This window comes from Rhizobium sp. N621 (assembly GCF_001664325.1).
GTDB lineage: Bacteria > Pseudomonadota > Alphaproteobacteria > Rhizobiales > Rhizobiaceae > Rhizobium > Rhizobium esperanzae.
In genome coordinates this window covers 96,931-113,757 of sequence record NZ_CP013497.1, presented here as the reverse complement: position 1 = coordinate 113,757, position 16,827 = coordinate 96,931, and the positions used below count along the sequence as shown (strand labels likewise).

Sequence of the window (16,827 nt, the reverse complement as noted above, 5' to 3'; positions counted from 1 at the left end):
TTGAGGCAAGTGTCCGAGCGTAAAGCGAAGCTATTGAATCTTGTAAAGAATTCGGTTGCGCGGCGGGCGGATTTCAACTAGGTTTCGCAGCGAGGCAGTACGCGCTGCCTTGGGGATTAGAACCCCCTGTTAGCGGTTGGTGTCGGCCGATTCGGCACCACACTCCTTGACCTTCGGTCGAGGAGCCTGTGGCGTATGTCCAGGTTCCTCGGAACTAAAGGCCACAGGACCGTCTAGCACGGTGTTCTAACTCCCCGATCAGTGGGTTGAGCGAGTTTTCAGCGGGGGCGCACCGCGTGAAACTCTCCATCGGGGTGACCACCATGAAGCGCTATGTAGCAGCCCAGGTTCGGACTTCGAGACCTGCGCAAGCCAAACAGTCGGATGTTGCACGCGAGTCGGTACATCCAGTCGATCGGCATGTCGGACAGCAAATCCGTATCCGCCGAATGCAGTCGAATGTCTCCCTAGGGGATCTCGGCGCCGGCATCGGGGTGAGTTTGCAGCAGGTACAAAAATATGAAAGCGGTAAGAACCGCGTCAGCGCTTCGATGCTCTACGAGCTTGCCAATTGCCTCAAGATCCCGGTTTCGAGGTTTTTCGAAGGCCTTCCAGATCCCGAAACCACTCAGGGCCAGCAATTCATAACAGAGATCGATGAGAAGATTGCCTACATTTCCACGGCGGAGGGACGGCGTCTGATAGACGACGTTTTGCTCCTTTCTCCGCGTGTGCGCAGCCGGGTCGTTGCCCTCGTCAGCTCGATTGTCGATGAAGAGATGGAAGAACAGAAGCCGGTTGGTTCATCTGCTGGTTCTTAGCTCCCTACCGGTCGATTTTCTCCGCTGCTTCAAGCGAAAATTCGGTGCGCAATACCGCCTTCTGTGCTCGCGAAAAATCGGCGGCGACGTGGTCTGCCCGCTCTTGCGCGGCGCGCCGGGCGGCTTTGCGCTGCGCAAGCGATAGGCCGGCATCGGCTTCATGGCTGCGCAAAACGGATTGTCGCATCAGCGCGTCCTGAAGCTCGGCGGCGGAGTTAACGCCGCTCTTGCGCAATGCGTCGACGACAGGATTGCCGGCGGCCAGGCTTGCCGCGATGTCGAGCGCTTCGGAGGCTTTCGTTTCCCGCTCCCGCGCGTTTTCGGCGTCCGCCCGCGCCTCAGAGAGGCTGCGGGAAAGATTGTCCGCCCGCAGGCTGCGGATCTGCAGCAACTGCCTGAGAGACTTCAGCGCCTTCATATCAGCCGCTCAGGCACCGTTGTTCGTCGTCAGGACTTCCAGCTGGCCGCCCTTGATGACCTTGATGCTGTCGGCTTGCTGCCGGCTCAGCACGTCTTCGACGGCCTTGGTGAAGACGGCGGGCCCGCGCACCAGCACCAAGCCGCTGGCGGGATCTTCACGCAGCGCATCGTCCGGCAGCAGCGGAAACAGCGCGCGAATGGCGTTTTGCTCGGTCTTCCAGCTGCGGCCGCCACGATCGAGGACAACGGTGGAGACCTCCTGCTTCGGCGCGATGATGATGCGGCTGCCGTCATAGGCGACGAAGAGATTGCTGGCATCGCCAAGCTTGACGAAGGCCTTGGCTCCGCTTTCCCGAACGGACCAATGCTCGACATTGCCGCTCAGCGTCCCGACTGTTGTGACCGGGATGCCGGACATGAAGGACAGCGTCTGGACGACATCGCCAAGCGGCAGGGAGACGACATCCAGGCGCACCTCCCGCTCGCTGGCGCCGGCCGGTGGAGGAAAGGAGGCCAGCAGTCCGATAGCGGCCATGTAAACAAAACGCGCAAACATCTGAGTTTACCTCACGATCCGGATATCGCCCGACAACTAATGAACGAAGGAAGGCAGGGGCTGCGAAATCCAATCTATTAATAATTATCTGATCTACTGTTGCAGATGATCGGTCCGCTGGGAACAGGACGGATATCCATTTCGCGCATTTGTTGTACATATCGCGAATTAATAACTTTTTAACATAAGCTATTGAATTCGATCTTGAATTCTGCAAGGCTCTGGCCGCCAAAACCATGCAAGGAGTTCAAGACATGGCTAGTACTTCGACACTTGATGCGGGCATCGGCTCGGCGATTTCCGCCTTCAAGTCGGCCCAGAACGAAGCGACCGAGCAGAGCCTGAAGGTTGCAACCGAAATCACCAAGATCAACGGCGTCGCAAACGCCATCAAGAAGATCGGCCCAGGCTGATTGAAACAATGGCGAGACGGGTTCGCCCGTCTCGCTTCCCCGCTCTCGAAGACAATAAAAGCCGCTCGACGGACGGTTCGGGAACAAGATGGTTATGGATCTAGATTCCTCTTCGCCGACATTCAGAGGTAACGCCGGCAACGCTGCGTCAGGCAGCGGCGGACCGGTCTTGCGCATCACGCGTGCCGGGCGCAGCTCCATTCTGCCGTTGACGGCGGAGCGGCAGGTGGTCGGCGGCAGCGCCGATTGCGACCTGATCATCCTCGGCGCCAAACCAGAACCCGCCTTTGCCATCAGTTTGCAGCGCTCCCGCGGCTCCGACACGGTGTCGTTGACCGCGCTGCGGGATGACGTCGTGATCGACGGTCGTTCCATCCCACGCGATCGGACGATGACCCTTACGAAGAGGCAGACCATCTCCTTCGACGGCACGGCCTGCGAACTCGAAGCTCTCGGCGCCGGGCGCGTGCGGTTCGCGCCACGCCGGATTGCGGCTGCCGGCCTTCTCGGGCTGGCGGCGTTGCTTTTGCTGGCCGGGCTTTACAACAGCGATGCGCCGGCTCACGAAGCCCCGCTCGTCAGGGTTTCCGCCGCGCCGGAACCGGCGCCGTCATCGGCGGCAATTGCTGCCGAAATCCGTCAGGTCATTCGTATGGCTCAGCTTCCCCAAGATCTGAGCATCGTCGCCACCGCCGACGAAATTCGCATCGGCGAAGGATCGCGGCCTCTCGGCCTGCCCGACAAGACCAAGCTGCGCAGCATCATCGCCTCGATGAGCCGGCGCGGTTCCGTTTCCATCGTCGATCTCACGACCCTCTCTTCCGGTCTCGACGGCTTCGTCGCCGCCGCCGGCTATACACCCGTCAGGTTCATCATCGGCTCCGACGGCCGCCGCTACGAGGAAGGCGATGTCGTTGCGAGCGGCTGGCGGATCAAGGAGATCGGCAACGACCAGATGATCGTTTCCCGCGACAGTGAGGACGATACGGTCAATTTCGCCTTCGCCGGCAGTGCCGAGCCGAAACTCGCCGAAATTTCCAGCAGCGAACAAGAATAGGCGATGGCGTCGGAAGCCGGATCATGAAGGTAAGGTCATCCGCCATCGCCATGCTTGCGCAGCGCACCGATATGCTGCTTGCGGTTTTTTTCGCCTCCGTCGTGACGATGCTGGTGCTGCCGCTTCCGAAAATCGTTCTGGACGTGCTGATCGCTTTCAATCTCTCCTTCGCTTTCGTGGTGCTGATCACCACGACCTATCTGAAGAGCGTCCTCGAAATTTCGACCTTTCCCGCGGTCATTCTGATCGGCACGCTGTTCCGCCTGGCCTTGACGATTTCCTCGACCCGGCTCGTGCTGGCGGACGCCGATGCCGGCGAGATCATCATGGCCTTCGGCGATTTCGTCGTTGCGGGAAATGTCGTCGTCGGGCTGATCATTTTCCTGATCGTGGCGCTGGTGCAGTTCATCGTGGTGACGAAGGGCGCCGAGCGCATCGCCGAGGTCGGCGCGCGTTTCACGCTCGACGCCATGCCGGGCAAGCAGCTCGCCATCGACAGCGACCTGCGCAACGGCCATATCAGCACGGAAGCCGCGCAGAAGCGCCGGTCGCGTCTCGAACAGGAGAGCCAGTTCTTCGGCGCGATGGACGGCGCCATGCGCTTCGTCAAGGGCGATGCGGTCGCAGGATTGGTGATCGTCGCCGTCAATCTCATCGGCGGCCTGGCGATCGGTATCTTCCAGAAGGGCCTGAGCTTTGCCGAGGCGGCCCATCTCTATACGCTGTTGTCGATCGGCGACGGTCTGGTGTCGCAGATTCCGTCCATTCTGATGGCAGTCTCGGCCGGTATCGTCGTGACCCGCGTGTCCGACGACGGCAACGGCAGTCTCGGCAGCGATATCGGCCGTGAACTCTTTCGGGAGCCCCGTGCATTGGCGATTGCGGCGGCGCTGACGATCTGCGCGGGCTTCGTCCCGGGATTTCCCACAGGCGTGCTCGGCGCGATCGGCCTGTGTCTGGCGGGCCTTGCCTTCATGGTGCATCGCCGGCGCGCCGGCCCAGCCGCGGCCGGATCGGCGAATGCCGTGGAAAGCGCCAATTCCTATCCGCTCGACAGGACGAAATACGGCGATCCCGTCATCGCCACCGTCACGGTGGAAACGCTGGCGCGGCTTGAGGCGATGCGACTCGGCGAAATGCTGGACGGGCGGATCCGCATGGCGGCGCGCGCCGTCGGCGTCTCCGTGACGGTGCCCACGTTCAACGCCGATCCCCGCATGGCCGAGGATCTGATCCATCTTCAGGTCGAAAACGTGCCCGCCGGTCTGGTCAGCTGCGGTCCCGAACGGACGGCCGAACAGATTGCCGACGACATCGTGCGCATCGTCCGCCGCCATATCGGCGCCCTGTTCAGCATCGACGACGCGGCACAATGGCTGGGCAGCCTCGAACCGCGTCTCGGCAAACTGGCGATCGACGTCGCCACCCAGGTGCCGCTGATGCTGACGGTCGCGGTCGTCAGACGCATGCTGGATTCCGGCGTGACGCTTTCCCAGCCGCGCGGACTGCTGGAAGTGATGCTGCACGCCGGCACCGATCACGCGCCGGATGCCCTGGCCGAAATGGCGCGCGCCGCGCTGGTCAAGCAGATCGCCTTCGGGCTTCTCGACCGGCGCGGATTGCTGCCGGCGCTGGTGCTTCCCGCCGAATGGAACCACTTCATCCGGTCCTATGACGCCGCTGGAGCGACCGAGAAGATCGAGATAGCCGAAAGACTGCGCCTGCTGGCCGAGAAAGCCAGACAGGCTCTCGAGGACGCCAACGAGCGGGGATACGATCCCGTCATCATCGTGCCGGGCGAATGGCGCCTGCTCACCCAGACGCTGATGATCCACCACAACTGCCGCATTCCAGTGCTGGCGGCGGAGGAGATCGACAGGGATATAACGATCGAAACCATCGGAGAGATCGGGCAAATCCGGAACGCTGCGGGCTCCAAACAGAGGCCGGGCTGATAGAGCAAGTGAAGTAGACGAGACCAACTGGGGATGAATGCAATGTGTGGCGTAGATGGACAAAGGCCCATAGACTTCGACAGAACCTCCCGTTTCGACCTTGAGTCCGGTTGCCTTGGCGGCAGCAATAGGACCGACACGGATTTCACCGCCATCCGAACCCGCAAGGTCTCGCCCTTCGAAGATTTCTCCGGCAACCCGCCGATGCTGGCATCCTATGTGCCGAACTCGCGGGAAACGTCGGAAAACGGCATGGATTCCGACCCCAAGGATGTGTTGCGCAAACACATCAACTGGCAGTCAGACTCCAAGAAGGTGGATCCATCCGACGAGAAACACGCCACGACTTTGCAGACCACGGCGGAAAAACCCGACCTCTCGAAAGAGGGCAGCGTCATCGTCGTCAAGGAGCCGATCGTCGTGGATGGAGGCGTGTTCAACGGCAAGGGCGCGACCTATACGGCCTCGTCCAAGCTCGGCGATGGCGGCCAGTCCGAAACCCAATCGCCGCTGTTCATTCTCAAGAACGGCGCCACGCTCAAGAATGTCGATCTCGGCGAGAATGGCGCCGACGGCATTCACGTCTATGGCGGCGCGACGCTCGAAAACGTCAATTGGCAGAATGTCGGCGAGGATGCGCTGACGGTAAAAAGCGCCGGCGACGTCACTATTATCGGTGGCTCCGCCAAGGGCGCGACCGACAAGATCTTCCAGATCAATGCCGACACGAGGTTCTATCTGAAGGATTTCGTCGCTGACGGCTTTACCACGCTGGTGCGCACCAACGGCGGCAAGCAGATCGACGCCGACGTCACCATCGATGGCGGGGCGTTCTCCAACGGCAGCAACGTCTTCCGCACCGATAGCTCGCTTGCCAGCGTGACGTTCCTGTCCGATATCACGCTGGACAAAGTGAAGAACTGGACGCGTGTGGGTGACAACCAGTCGGGCGTCTGAGACGCTTGAGCACCGGGATGACAAAATGAAGAAAAAGCGGGCGCCTCAAGCTCCCGCTTTTCATTGCCGGCCTGGCCCTTGCCTGCGCGGCGGGCTGCTGCGCATTTCTGCGCCGATCTGCCGGCGCGCCGATTTCAGCTTCGGGTCCCCCTGGGTATCCTTGTATTCGCGCCGCGCTTCGGTCTTGGTCATGCGGTGTTCGTGCCTGAACAACGCGCGCGAAATGCGGATATCGAAAAACGCCGCCGCCACCATGATGCCGGCGGCAATGACGAGGATCGAGCCGAGGAGATGGGCTGTCGTGGAGAGCGTGCATGCTTCTCCGCAAAGAGGCGACCAGAAGATGCTGTTGAGGAAATAGAGGATCGCACCGCCGCCGGCGGCGGCGAGCAGGACAAACTTGACGAGCCCCTTGACGAACTCGGCGATGCTCGCGAGCGAAAAAAGCCTCTTGATGCCCTCGAACGGATTGAGCCGGGTGAAATCGAAGCTCATATGTTTGAACGATACGGGAAACCCCTGCCCGTCGAGGATCGACACCAGGATGGTCGCGGCAAGACCCATGGCAAGCGGCAGCCAGATGAGATCGAGCAGGGCCACGCCGGTTTCGCTCAAGCCGACAGTGACGGCGTCGGAGAGGTCGGCCCCCGCGGCGGACTGCAGGCCGCTATCGAAACTGCGGGTGAAATCCTCGAGGATATCAGGCAAGCCCCAGGTGACGTAGACGGCGATGGCAAGGACGGAGATCGCAACCGGGATTTCCTTCGAGCGGGGAACTTGGCCCTCGCGGCGGAGCCGATCGAGCTTCACCCGGCTCGGCGGCAGGGTTTTTTCCTCGGTATCGTCATTTTTGGCCATGGGTCACCTCCAGCATGGCTTTCACCTCGTTGAATCCGTCGATCCAGAGATCGTGGAAATAGCTGGAGATAAAGGCCGTGTAGATGACGAGAATGACCACGACCGCGAAGTTCTTGATGGCCGGCAGGCTATCGTTCAGCGGGAATTGTTTCGACGAGCGGCCAACGAAGGCCAGCGACAATTCGAGCGCGCAGGTGACGATCATGAACGGGGCGGCAAGCAATCCGGCCGCTTTGAACAGCCGGCCGAATACACCGAGGATCATGTCGAGCGGATCGTCGGGCATGGCGGGCATGAGCTTGAAGAGCGGCCAGAACTCGAACGACTTGTAGAAAATCGCGACCAGATCGATGATGCCGCCGGCGCTGACGAAAATCACCAGGGCGATCGACATCATCAGCGAGCCGAGCGGCGCGGTTTCCAGCGCGTTGATCTGGTCGAAGAGATTGGCGGCATTGGCCCCGCGATAGACATCGGTCATATCGCCCGCCGCCTGGGCCGCCCAGAAGGGAATGCCGAGCCCCATGCCGATGAGCGCCCCGAAGCAAAGTTCCTTCATCGAAAGGGCGGCCAGATCGAACCAGGACGTATCTCCGATAGCCAGCACCGAATAGGCGAAGGCGACGGAGGGCGCCGAAAGGCCGATTGCCAGGCCGAAACGCAGAATGCCGACGATGCTGAACAGCGAGAAGATCGGGAAGATCAGCAGGATCCCGAGCGCGCGGGCGGCGCCGAGCATGGCTGCGGCCGGTGCCGCGACCTCGATGCCGACGAGCGGAAGATGATCCGGCCCCATCCGCCCCGCCTCACTGAACCATGGTCGGGAAGTCGTTCAGGATATGAACGGAATGTTCGATCAGCGGCGTTGCCAGCACCCGGCCGAACAGCAGCAGGGTGATGGAGATCACGAAAATCTTGACGATCTGCGCGATGGTCTGTTCCTGGATTTGCGTTGCAGCCTGGAAAATGGCGATGATCAGCCCGAGAAGCGCGGCCAAGCCCAGAATGGGGCCGGCCAAGGCGAAGGTCGCCATGACGGACATGCCGATTTCGGCTGCGACCTGGTCTTCACCCATGACGGCAGGCCTTTCGCGTGGGCGCGGCAGACACCCGATCCAGGGCTTTCGTGAAGGGGGGATGCTCACTGCGCATAGGACAGCACCAGACCTTCCAGCAATCGCCGCCAGCCGTCGATCGAGACGAACAGCAGCAGCTTCAGCGGTGTCGACACCACGGTCGGGGACATCATCTGCATGCCGAGCGCCACCAGAATGGCGGAGACGGCGAAGTCGATCATCAGAAAGGGCAGATAAATCAGAAATCCGATTTCAAAGGCCCGCGTCAGTTCCGAAACGAGGAAGCTCGGCGTCAGCACAGTTATGTCGTCGGAGGCAATGGGGGTTGCCGGCGCGTTTGCCCAGATCTTCTGCGATGCTTGGACGAAAAAGTCGCGCACCTCGGCGTCGGAAAATTTCAGCATGAAATCCTTCAGCGGCGCCGCCACCTTGCTCATGCCGTCCGCCATGCCGCTGACCGTGCCGAAATCGCCGCTATGGGCGAGCAGCAATTGCCAGCTGTTTTGCAGCACCGGGTTCATCACGAAGGCCGAGAGCACGATGGCAATCGCAAAGACCAGGAGATTCGGCGGCGTCTGCTGGATGCCGATCGCATTGCGCACGATCAGCAGGACGACTGAAATCTTGGTGAAGGAGGTTGCGATCACGGCAATGACCGGCAGCATCGAGATCGCCGCCATCGCCACAAGGCTCTGGGCAAGAGGAAAGCTCTGTTCCATCAGTCGTGCAGCGCCGTGACGCGAACGGCGCTCAACCCATCCACGGAAATGATTTCGCCTCGTCCGATAATGCGGCCCTGGGCGATGATATCGACGGCGTCCGATAATGGCCTGTCGAGGTTGAACACATAGCCTTCGCCGATCGTCTCGAGTGTGCGCAGCGGCAGTTCCAGCCGTCCTGCATCGAAGACCAGCTTGATCGGGATGCTGTCGACAGGCGACGGACGCGGCTCGCCCTGCAATTCCTGATCGACGGTTTCATTCGTCATGAAATGCCTCATTGGTCCGGTTGGCGTCGACAGGAGCGGCTCGGTGAGGACCGCGCCTTTGTCCGAGCGCATGCAGGTTGCAAGGTAACGTTCACCGGTGATCGCGACCACGGTCTCCGCTGCCCCCCCATCGATGACGATGCCGTCCCCCAATCGCAGGGATTTGATCTCACCGAGCGACAGCACGGCATAACCGCGCCGGATGTTGACCGCCGTCGTCAGGGCATTGAGCGTGCGGCGCGGCAGGCGGCTTGCCCAGCCGACGAGGCCGGCAAGGAAGGTTTCATCGAAACGGCCGCTCAAGGGCAGGCTCATGCCGCTCCAGCCGATTTCGAAGCCGAAATTGCCGCTGGAATCCGGCTGCGGCTCTGCACCGATCTGCAGCAGCGACAGGCTGATGCCGATCTTGTTCTCGATTGCCTCGAAGGCCTCGACGAACTGATGTTCGACCACCGCCGCCTGTTCATGCGGCGACAGTTTTTCCCAGAGGAGCAGCGGTTCAAGCCTTTCGGCCAGCAACCGCAATGCGCCGGCCGACGCAATCAGCATCTGCTCCCGTTCGCCGATGCGGCAGAGAATGCCGACTGGATCGGCAATCCGCGCGGCTGCGATATCGGGGGACAGCGGGCGAACGGAAAGCGTCTGCTCCCGGACCGGAATTTGCCAGGCGGCGCGCATCGTCGTGCCGGAACGGGAAAAGAAGCTCCCGGCCATCGATGAGCGGGGCCATGCGGGCGCGGCGATATTCATCGGACAAGCTCCTCGAGCGCTTCGACGATCGCGCCGAACGGCTGCGGCTTGCCCTGGCCGTCAAACAGGAAGCGCTGGATGAGCCCGTGTTTGGCGACGGCCTCGTCGACGGCGGCGTCGCGCCCCTGGCGATATTCGCCGACGCGGATCAGCAGTTCCACCTCGTCATAGAGGGCAAGCAGGGCGCGCAGCCTGTCGGCTGCCTGGCGATGGCTCTCGCTCACCACTGCGCTCATCGTCCGGCTTCGGCTGGCCAGCACATCGATCGCCGGAAAATTGCCTGCCTTGGCAATCTTGTCGGAGAGCACGATATGGCCGTCCAGCAGCGATCTGGTTTCTTCGGCAATCGGATCGTCTTGCTCTTCGCCTTCGACGAGCACCGTATAGAAAGCCGTCATCATGCCGTTTGCGCTGTTGCCGGCACGCTCGAAGATTTGCGGCAGGACGGCGAATACGGAAGGCGGAAAGCCGCGCCGCACCGGCGGTTCGCCGGCGGCAAGCCCCACTTCGCGCAAGGCGCGGGCCATGCGGGTGACGCTGTCGATGACGAGCAGCACGTGTTTTCCCTGCTCGCGAAAATATTCGGCGATCGCCGTTGCCGTCATCACCGCCTTGAACCGCTCCAGCGCCGGGCGGTCGGATGTGGCGACAACCAGCGTCACATTCGAGGGGACGCCTTCCGGCATGTTGCCGGCAACGAATTCGCCGACCTCGCGTCCGCGTTCGCCCACCAGGGCGCAGACGATCACATCGGCCTTGTTGTTGGCGACGATCTGGGACACCAGCGTCGACTTGCCGGCGCCAGGCGCGCCGAAAATACCGATGCGCTGGCCCTGCCCGCAGGTCAGCAATCCGTCCAGGGCGGCAATTCCCGAGGTGAACGGCTGGCGGATGGGACGGCGCGACAAGGGGTTGACCGGCTGGCCGTAGAGCGGCTGCAGGAAACGCGCGTCCTCGCCGGCCGGATTGGCGGAGGGACGCAGGACGTTGCCGTGCGCATCGACGATCGCGCCGAGCAGGAAGTTGCCGACAGAGATCGCCGGCTCCCGGCCGGTCGGGACGATTTCCGTGCGCTGGGAGATGCCGCGGGTTTCGCCGTGAAGCGAGAGAAGTGCCGTCTCGCCGTCGATACCGACGACATCGGCGAGGCCGATGCGGCCCCTGCCCGGCTCATGCAGTTCGCAGAGCTCGCCGATCCGAACCGAGGGGATGAGCGCCCGCACCAGCAGGCCCGAAACACTCGTCACGCGGCCGCTCTGCCGTCGCACGTCCGTCTGTTCGAGCGTCCGCTCCATGCGAAGCAATGCGTCAGCCATGGACGAGGGCCTCGATTACGGTGGCGAGCTGGTCTTTCAAGCCGATCTGGCTTCGTCCCGCCGATGTCTCCAGGACGATCTCGCCGGCAGACATCAGCGGATCCGTTTCGATAGTGATGCGATGATCGATATCCGCAATTGCCTGGGCGATCATGGCGGCATCCTCGGGGGCGACATGGAGGGCGATCTCCTGGGCCTCTGCGGTCTGGGATATGGCGTGGCGGACCAATCGCCTGGTGCGTTCGTCGGCCTCCATCGATCCGAGGATCAATCCGACCGATTTCAGAACCACCGCCTCGACCCAGCTGTCGAGATTGGCAATCTCCTGTTCGGCTTTTCCGAGCGAGGCGGCAAGCCGTGCGGCGGCATCACGAACGCCCTGTTCGAACCCGTCGCGATAGCCGTTTTGGGCGGCCTGCTCGCTGGCGGCTGCAAGTGTGGCCTGGGATTGGGCGGCGTCCTGGCGGGCAGCCGCCAGAATTTGCGCCGCCTCCCTGATCTGGCCGAAGTTTTCCGCCGGAATGATGCGGTCGTGGCGTGCAAATCCCGAGCTCATCGTCCGGCGCCTTCCTGTGTGGAGGCGACCTCGTCGACGGCGGCCGTCGCCAGAACGAGCGCCGGGCTCTTCAACAGGGAAGCCGAGCCGTTTTCGGCCATGTCGCGCCAGCCCGCCCACCGCCATGCCGCAGAGATCCGATATTCGTCTGCCAGAAGCGCCAGCATCGACCAGCCATCGGCCTCGACGACATGCCTTGCCTGCTCGCTCAACAGATCAAGCGGCGGCGTTGCCGTGGAAAGATTGATGTGGCCGAGGGCGAATGCGACCGCTTCCTCGCCGTAGGCGGCCCTGAGCCTCGCAAGGGTCGGGCGATCGACCGCGGGGCAGAAGGCTGCGAGATGATAGGCGAAGCCCGCCCGGAACGCGGCCTTTGCGAGTCCGTCCGCGTCCATGGAAATCAGGCGGCGGGCGCCGTCGGCAAATGTGGCGGGGTCGCCATGGGCTTCTGCGATCTCCGTGAAAAGCCGCCGGTGCAGCCGCCGCGACAGGGTAGACCCATCGGCAAGGAGCGGCGCGGTCCCATCCCATCGGGCGGCCGTCAGCATATCCGCGGAAAGCAGCGCTGCCCTGCGGATCCTCGCCGCATCCGAGATCGCCTCGCCGTCCGAACGCGGCGTGCGCATGCTCAGCGCTCCTTCCGCTGCGGCAACAGCAGCAGCAGGCATGCCCCGATGGCGAGGATAATTGCGCCGATCACGGCCAGATTGGGGGCCTTGAAAGCCGAGAGAGCGCTTTGCACCATCGAGAATGGCGCTGCGGCGGGTGCCGGCGTCACGGTTGCCGCCGGGGCCGATGCTGCCGTTGCCGGCGGGGCCGCCGGCGCGCCGACCTCCGACCAGGGGCTGACCACCACCGAGACATCTTCGTAAGAGAGATCACGGATGCTGTTGACCAGAACGGACCGGCTTTTCATGTCGATCTCGTTGAGATTGGCGCCGGGGCGATATTGCAACACGGCCGCCGCCCTCGCCTTTTCCTTGATGAGCCCGCGGCCGTTTTCCTCCGGCAGCACCACATGGACGCGCGCCGTCGCCACGCCGTCAAGCCCCGAAAGCGTTTCGGCAAGCTGCTGCTCGATGGCGTAGCTCATCCGGGCTTTTTGTTCGTAAGGCGTCACAAGGAAGCCGTTGCCGGGAAAGAGTTCGGCGACATTTCCGAACGACTGACGCGGCAGACCGGCGTCCGCCAGCAACTCGATCGCCCGGGCATGATCGGCTGATTCAGCGGCGATCGCATAGGTCCCGCCCTTTTCGCTCTTCATGGTGACGGAGATGCCGGCGCGTTCGAGCAGGACCTGAGCATCCAACGCATCGCGCTGATCGAGTCCCGTCAGCACGTCCTGGCTGCAGGCGGCGAGGAACAGGCAGAGGGCGAGCATGGCGGCCTTCGGAAGGACTTTGCGCGCGGGCGAAGTGATCGGTGATCTCGCAAGGGCCGATGTGATCATGATATTCACTGGCCCTGCGTCAGCCGTTTGGACGACGACATCACCGACTGGGTGAGTGACGACAGCAGCGTCGTGCCGGTCGCGAATTGCTGTGATTTCTCCAGCCGGTCGATCGATGTCGTGATGTCTTCGATCTTCGGGCCGCTGTGATCCTTGTCCGCGGCAAATCGCACCAGCGGCGTCTCCGGCTGGCCGTTCCCGGCCACCGGCATGAAGAATGCCGACAGCCGGTCGAGAATGCTGGAGGGCCTGGTATTGCCTTCCGGTGAATAGGAGGGCGGGACGGCGTCGGACTCAGGCGCGATCTTGCGGCCCTGGATGTTGGGAATGGAGGTGAGTTCGGTTGGCCGAAGGCCGGCGAAATCCGCCGGCTGCAGCCCGATCCGTTCCGCCACGATCTCCGAGGTCTTCAGCACATTGCCTGTCGATACGCCATCAACGGGCGGCGTAAAGGCGCGGCCGGTAAGTTCTTCTCCGCTCATTGCAATTCCTCAACTCGGTACACGTCAACTGCAAACGATGAACGGGAACGCTACTCGTCGCTGCCTTCGTCGATCGCCTCCTTGGCGAAATTGAAAAGCGAATTGTTCAGCATCAGGGTGTTGGAAATCATGCCTGGCAGAAACGCGTCCACGGCAGCGGAGAGTATCTCGCTCTCGCTGTTCGGATCGACCTTTTTCGTCGTGCTGCCGGTGGTGTCCTTGGAACCTGTCTTATCAGTCGTCAGCCCCACCGAGACAGGGTTTGCAGGCGCCAGGTTCAGGTCGGAATTCACTGCATCTACGGCCATATGAGCACTTCCATCAAGGAGTTATCAAAATGAATGCATGATTTGATATGGATAAAAAAACGGCCGGTCAATTGTTTAAACTTAACCGATGGTTAATTTTCGGAAATTACAATCGGCTTTGACAACTTTCTCGACCTTTATATTAAAATTGAACGTTTTTATCCATAAAGCGCAGCAGATATCCAGATTGCGCATGAAATTCATACTTAAATTTATTGCCATCAAATGTTCACAGGCCCGACCGCCTCTACGCCAACCGGGCCTGTGAGTACCCAGATATTTGGTGTTGCGAAAGCGTCCCGGATCAGCCCACCGCCGTACCGCGGCGCTTCTCGATATCGGCGATGATCGCGTCCCAGTTCTCAGGGGTCAGCTCGCGCTGTTCCGGGTCGCGGGGCGCGGGGGCGACGCCGCCCTTGGCGCCGACGCGCTGACCTGTTTTGGCGTAGATGCCGACCGTGTCGTTGACAGTGCGCTTAAGCATGTCGTTCATCATGTCGGTCTGCTTGTGGAAGGCTTTTTCCTGCTTGATGCTCTGGTAGATGGCAAAGCCCGCCCAGGCCGCCCAGGACACCGCGCCGGCGATCGCGAAGGCGAGCGAGAAGCCGCCGGAGACGAGCGCTACCGTTGCGCCCGTGCGCCCGAGGAAGGTGGAATTCACCAGCATATTGGCAACGCCTGCGATGCCCTCGATCGCGCCGACCGTGTCCGCCGCGGTTCCGATACCCATGAAGATGAGATCGACCGGATCGCCCTTGCCACTGGTGAGCCCCTGCAGGAACTGGTAATATTCCACCGGCAGCCAAGCGATGCCGGCAACGGCGCCAACCGTCGTCCCGGTATTCTTGAAAAAGGCGGAGAGCACGCTGCGCTGCGCCCGCGCCAGCTCGTCGGAAACGCCGACGAGTGAACTGATCCCATCCAGCAGCGAAAAATTCGAGGCTTTGATCGCCGAGCCGAGCGCACTGCCCATGTGCGCGAGAGCGCCAAGGGCGTGCAGAACCACGATGCCGATGCTGTCCCAGGTCGGGCTCGTCATGTTGAGGCCGGCATAGATGGAGCGGGATGCGGTAAGCACCGACATCACGCCGGAAGAGAGCGCCGCCTTGTATTTGACAGGATCGACCCCTGCCGGCGCCGCCGTCGCGGTCTTGTCGATCAGCTTGGCAAGGTCGGCCTTGATCGTTTCGACGCTGCCGCCCGGTCGCATCGTCGCCCAAAGCGCGGTGAAGATCGTCGTGAAATTGGTCTTGTATTGCGCCATGGCATCGGCATTGCCCTTGAACAGGGTTTCCGCCAGCGCGTCGAGGCTCGGGGCGATGATCTTCTTGATCGCCTCTTCGGCGGTCTTGCCGTCGACGATGATTGGATCGATCACATCCGTGCCGGGCATCAGCGTCTTCATCAGGCCTGACATGGAAAGTCCCATGTCCTTGAGGCTCGATGTCAGATATTCGCTGTCGATATAGGGCAGATCGAGACTTTGGATGGTCTTGCTCCAGCCATTGTCCGTGGTGGCGAACATGCGCTCGGCGATCCAGGCGTCGCCGCCGCTGCCGGCGAAGAAGCGCCCGCCGTCTGAGCCGTTGGCGGCAATGCCCTTGCCGGCCAGCCCGGTGCCGATCATGATCGCCGCCATGACGTCGTTGAACGAATAGCTGGCGAGATTGCTGGAGGGCAGCGGCGAGACGCTCTTGTCCCACTCGGCATTGGCCGGCAACTTCGAGACCAGGCTGGCGCCCATGACGAGCCCTTCCAGCGCGGTCTGCACCGCATGGCGGTAGCCCAAGACCTCCTTGCCGCCGGGTGCGCTCAGGCGCGACGTCAGGCGCTCCAGATTGCCGGCGAGATCGCCGATGCCGATTTCTCCGGCGCCTACCTTGTCGAGCAGCGGACCGAGAAGCGCCTTGACGTCGGCCTTGAACTGATCGCGCACCTCGGGGCTGTCTGACCCGTAAAACTGGTTGGCCATCGCCTGGATGGTCGGGTTGAACAGGTGGGTGATATTGTTGGGAACGGTGCTGCCGAATTCGGAAGCGGCAACCTTTTTCAAACCGTCGAGGTCGATCTTGAGATCGGGGAACAGGCTCCCGCCGAGCCCGAGCGACTGGTCGAAATCCACAACCGGCAGGATGGAGCCGAGCCCCTTCAGTTCCCGCTCGGTCTTGTTGCCGGCCAGTCCCATGCGGATCAGGCCATCGAGCGCCGTCGTCGGATCGGAGATCGTCGGCAGCACGTTCTTGTCGAAGAATTCGGCATAGGTCTTGTCGGCAATCGCCGAGCGCTGCTTTACGAAATCGTCGGGAAGCACCATGGAATAGAAGCCGAGGGCGGCATTATATTCCTTGAGAATGGTGGTGACGTCCTTGCCGGATTTGAGACCGTCATTCAGCAGGCCGCCATTGACGATGTCGCGCTCAAAGGCATCCTCGACCTTCGTACGCAGGTCCTTCATCTTCTCGTCACGCGTTATCGTGTCGTTGATGATCTCGGAAGCGTCCTTGTTCGTATCGGGCGGCGCCACGCGATAACCGGAGAAGATCAGCTTGAAGGCCTTCAGCGCCTTCTCCGTCATCAGCGAGTTGACGTCGGGGTCCGAGCCCAGGATGGCGATCGACTTGTCGAGATCCTTCAGGATCTCCTGGTCGTTGTAGATGCCGCGCTGGTTGTCGCCGAGGCTGTCCTTGTATTGGCCGAAGGTCGCCTTGGTCTGAAGCAGATCGAGATACATGATCAGTTTCTGCTCGGCAGTGTAATTGTGAGGGTTTTTGACGACGTCGATGCTCTCGAAGGATTTGTCCTTGTCCTTCAGCCCTTCCATGAAGCCCTGATTGATCTCGCTCATGAAATCGGAATTGAACAGG

At 61.7% G+C, this 16,827-nt stretch carries 19 protein-coding genes; 5 read left to right on the top strand and 14 right to left on the bottom strand.

The window, feature by feature from the left end; all coding sequences use genetic code 11:
* The first annotated feature begins 323 nt into the window (after positions 1-323).
* Entirely contained in the window at positions 324-821 is a 498-nt protein-coding gene (locus AMK00_RS23195) for a helix-turn-helix domain-containing protein (RefSeq protein WP_064811969.1), read from the top strand.
* 4 nt (positions 822-825) lie between these two features.
* Here AMK00_RS23195 and AMK00_RS23190 read toward each other — a convergent pair whose 3' ends face one another.
* Complete coding sequence (locus tag AMK00_RS23190; protein WP_064811968.1) at positions 826-1,239, bottom strand: hypothetical protein; 414 nt, start codon at positions 1,237-1,239, stop codon at positions 826-828.
* Between the two features lie 9 nt (positions 1,240-1,248).
* Positions 1,249-1,797, bottom strand: coding sequence for a hypothetical protein (locus AMK00_RS23185; protein ID WP_064811967.1), 549 nt, complete (start codon positions 1,795-1,797; stop codon positions 1,249-1,251).
* Between the two features lie 254 nt (positions 1,798-2,051).
* Between AMK00_RS23185 and AMK00_RS32695 the strand changes: the two genes are divergently transcribed.
* From AMK00_RS32695 to AMK00_RS23170, 4 genes are all read left to right on the top strand, one after another.
* Positions 2,052-2,210, top strand: coding sequence for a hypothetical protein (locus AMK00_RS32695; RefSeq protein ID WP_004672595.1), 159 nt, complete (start codon positions 2,052-2,054; stop codon positions 2,208-2,210).
* A 169-nt stretch (positions 2,211-2,379) separates the two neighbouring features.
* The gene (locus tag AMK00_RS23180) at positions 2,380-3,267 is read left to right on the top strand and encodes a SctD/MshK family protein (protein ID WP_237350506.1); all 888 of its coding nucleotides are present in this window, start codon (positions 2,380-2,382) and stop codon (positions 3,265-3,267) included.
* Positions 3,268-3,290: 23 nt separating this feature from the next.
* Positions 3,291-5,222 (top strand): flagellar biosynthesis protein FlhA, encoded by a 1,932-nt coding sequence (locus tag AMK00_RS23175; protein WP_064811965.1) that lies wholly within the window; start codon positions 3,291-3,293, stop codon positions 5,220-5,222.
* Between the two features lie 42 nt (positions 5,223-5,264).
* Positions 5,265-6,179, top strand: coding sequence for a pectate lyase (locus AMK00_RS23170; RefSeq protein WP_064811964.1), 915 nt, complete (start codon positions 5,265-5,267; stop codon positions 6,177-6,179).
* 60 nt (positions 6,180-6,239) lie between these two features.
* Here the strand turns inward: AMK00_RS23170 and AMK00_RS23165 are convergent, their stop codons facing one another.
* The 12 genes from AMK00_RS23165 to AMK00_RS23110 all read right to left on the bottom strand — a co-directional run bounded on the left by AMK00_RS23165 (position 6,240) and on the right by AMK00_RS23110 (position 16,808).
* Positions 6,240-7,037: an EscU/YscU/HrcU family type III secretion system export apparatus switch protein gene (locus AMK00_RS23165; protein ID WP_064811963.1), complete on the bottom strand. Its 798-nt coding sequence runs from the start codon at positions 7,035-7,037 to the stop codon at positions 6,240-6,242.
* A complete protein-coding gene (locus AMK00_RS23160; protein WP_004672591.1) occupies positions 7,024-7,833 on the bottom strand; it encodes an EscT/YscT/HrcT family type III secretion system export apparatus protein in 810 nt (269 codons plus the stop codon). The genes AMK00_RS23165 and AMK00_RS23160 overlap by 14 nt, the downstream gene beginning before the upstream one ends.
* Positions 7,834-7,843: 10 nt before the next feature.
* Complete coding sequence (locus AMK00_RS23155) at positions 7,844-8,113, bottom strand: flagellar biosynthetic protein FliQ (RefSeq protein WP_004672590.1); 270 nt, start codon at positions 8,111-8,113, stop codon at positions 7,844-7,846.
* Positions 8,114-8,178: 65 nt separating this feature from the next.
* Entirely contained in the window at positions 8,179-8,832 is a 654-nt protein-coding gene (gene sctR, locus AMK00_RS23150; protein ID WP_064811962.1) for a type III secretion system export apparatus subunit SctR, read from the bottom strand.
* Positions 8,832-9,851 (bottom strand): type III secretion system cytoplasmic ring protein SctQ, encoded by a 1,020-nt coding sequence (gene sctQ, locus AMK00_RS23145; protein WP_064811961.1) that lies wholly within the window; start codon positions 9,849-9,851, stop codon positions 8,832-8,834. The genes sctR and sctQ overlap by 1 nt, the downstream gene beginning before the upstream one ends.
* The gene (locus AMK00_RS23140; RefSeq protein ID WP_029875511.1) at positions 9,848-11,167 is read right to left on the bottom strand and encodes a FliI/YscN family ATPase; all 1,320 of its coding nucleotides are present in this window, start codon (positions 11,165-11,167) and stop codon (positions 9,848-9,850) included. Before AMK00_RS23140 ends, sctQ begins: the two co-directional genes overlap by 4 nt.
* Positions 11,160-11,723 (bottom strand): type III secretion system stator protein SctL, encoded by a 564-nt coding sequence (gene sctL, locus AMK00_RS23135; RefSeq protein WP_004672586.1) that lies wholly within the window; start codon positions 11,721-11,723, stop codon positions 11,160-11,162. The genes AMK00_RS23140 and sctL overlap by 8 nt, the downstream gene beginning before the upstream one ends.
* A complete protein-coding gene (locus AMK00_RS23130) occupies positions 11,720-12,349 on the bottom strand; it encodes a hypothetical protein (protein ID WP_049731155.1) in 630 nt (209 codons plus the stop codon). The genes sctL and AMK00_RS23130 overlap by 4 nt, the downstream gene beginning before the upstream one ends.
* A 2-nt stretch (positions 12,350-12,351) precedes the next feature.
* Positions 12,352-13,182: a type III secretion system inner membrane ring lipoprotein SctJ gene (gene sctJ, locus AMK00_RS23125; RefSeq protein WP_049731156.1), complete on the bottom strand. Its 831-nt coding sequence runs from the start codon at positions 13,180-13,182 to the stop codon at positions 12,352-12,354.
* Positions 13,179-13,655: a hypothetical protein gene (locus AMK00_RS23120; RefSeq protein WP_004672583.1), complete on the bottom strand. Its 477-nt coding sequence runs from the start codon at positions 13,653-13,655 to the stop codon at positions 13,179-13,181. Before AMK00_RS23120 ends, sctJ begins: the two co-directional genes overlap by 4 nt.
* 50 nt (positions 13,656-13,705) lie before the next feature.
* On the bottom strand, positions 13,706-13,963 hold the full coding sequence (locus tag AMK00_RS23115) for a hypothetical protein (RefSeq protein ID WP_049731157.1): 258 nt from the start codon (positions 13,961-13,963) through the stop codon (positions 13,706-13,708).
* Between the two features lie 304 nt (positions 13,964-14,267).
* The gene (locus AMK00_RS23110; RefSeq protein WP_225882926.1) at positions 14,268-16,808 is read right to left on the bottom strand and encodes a hypothetical protein; all 2,541 of its coding nucleotides are present in this window, start codon (positions 16,806-16,808) and stop codon (positions 14,268-14,270) included.
* Positions 16,809-16,827 lie beyond the last annotated feature (19 nt).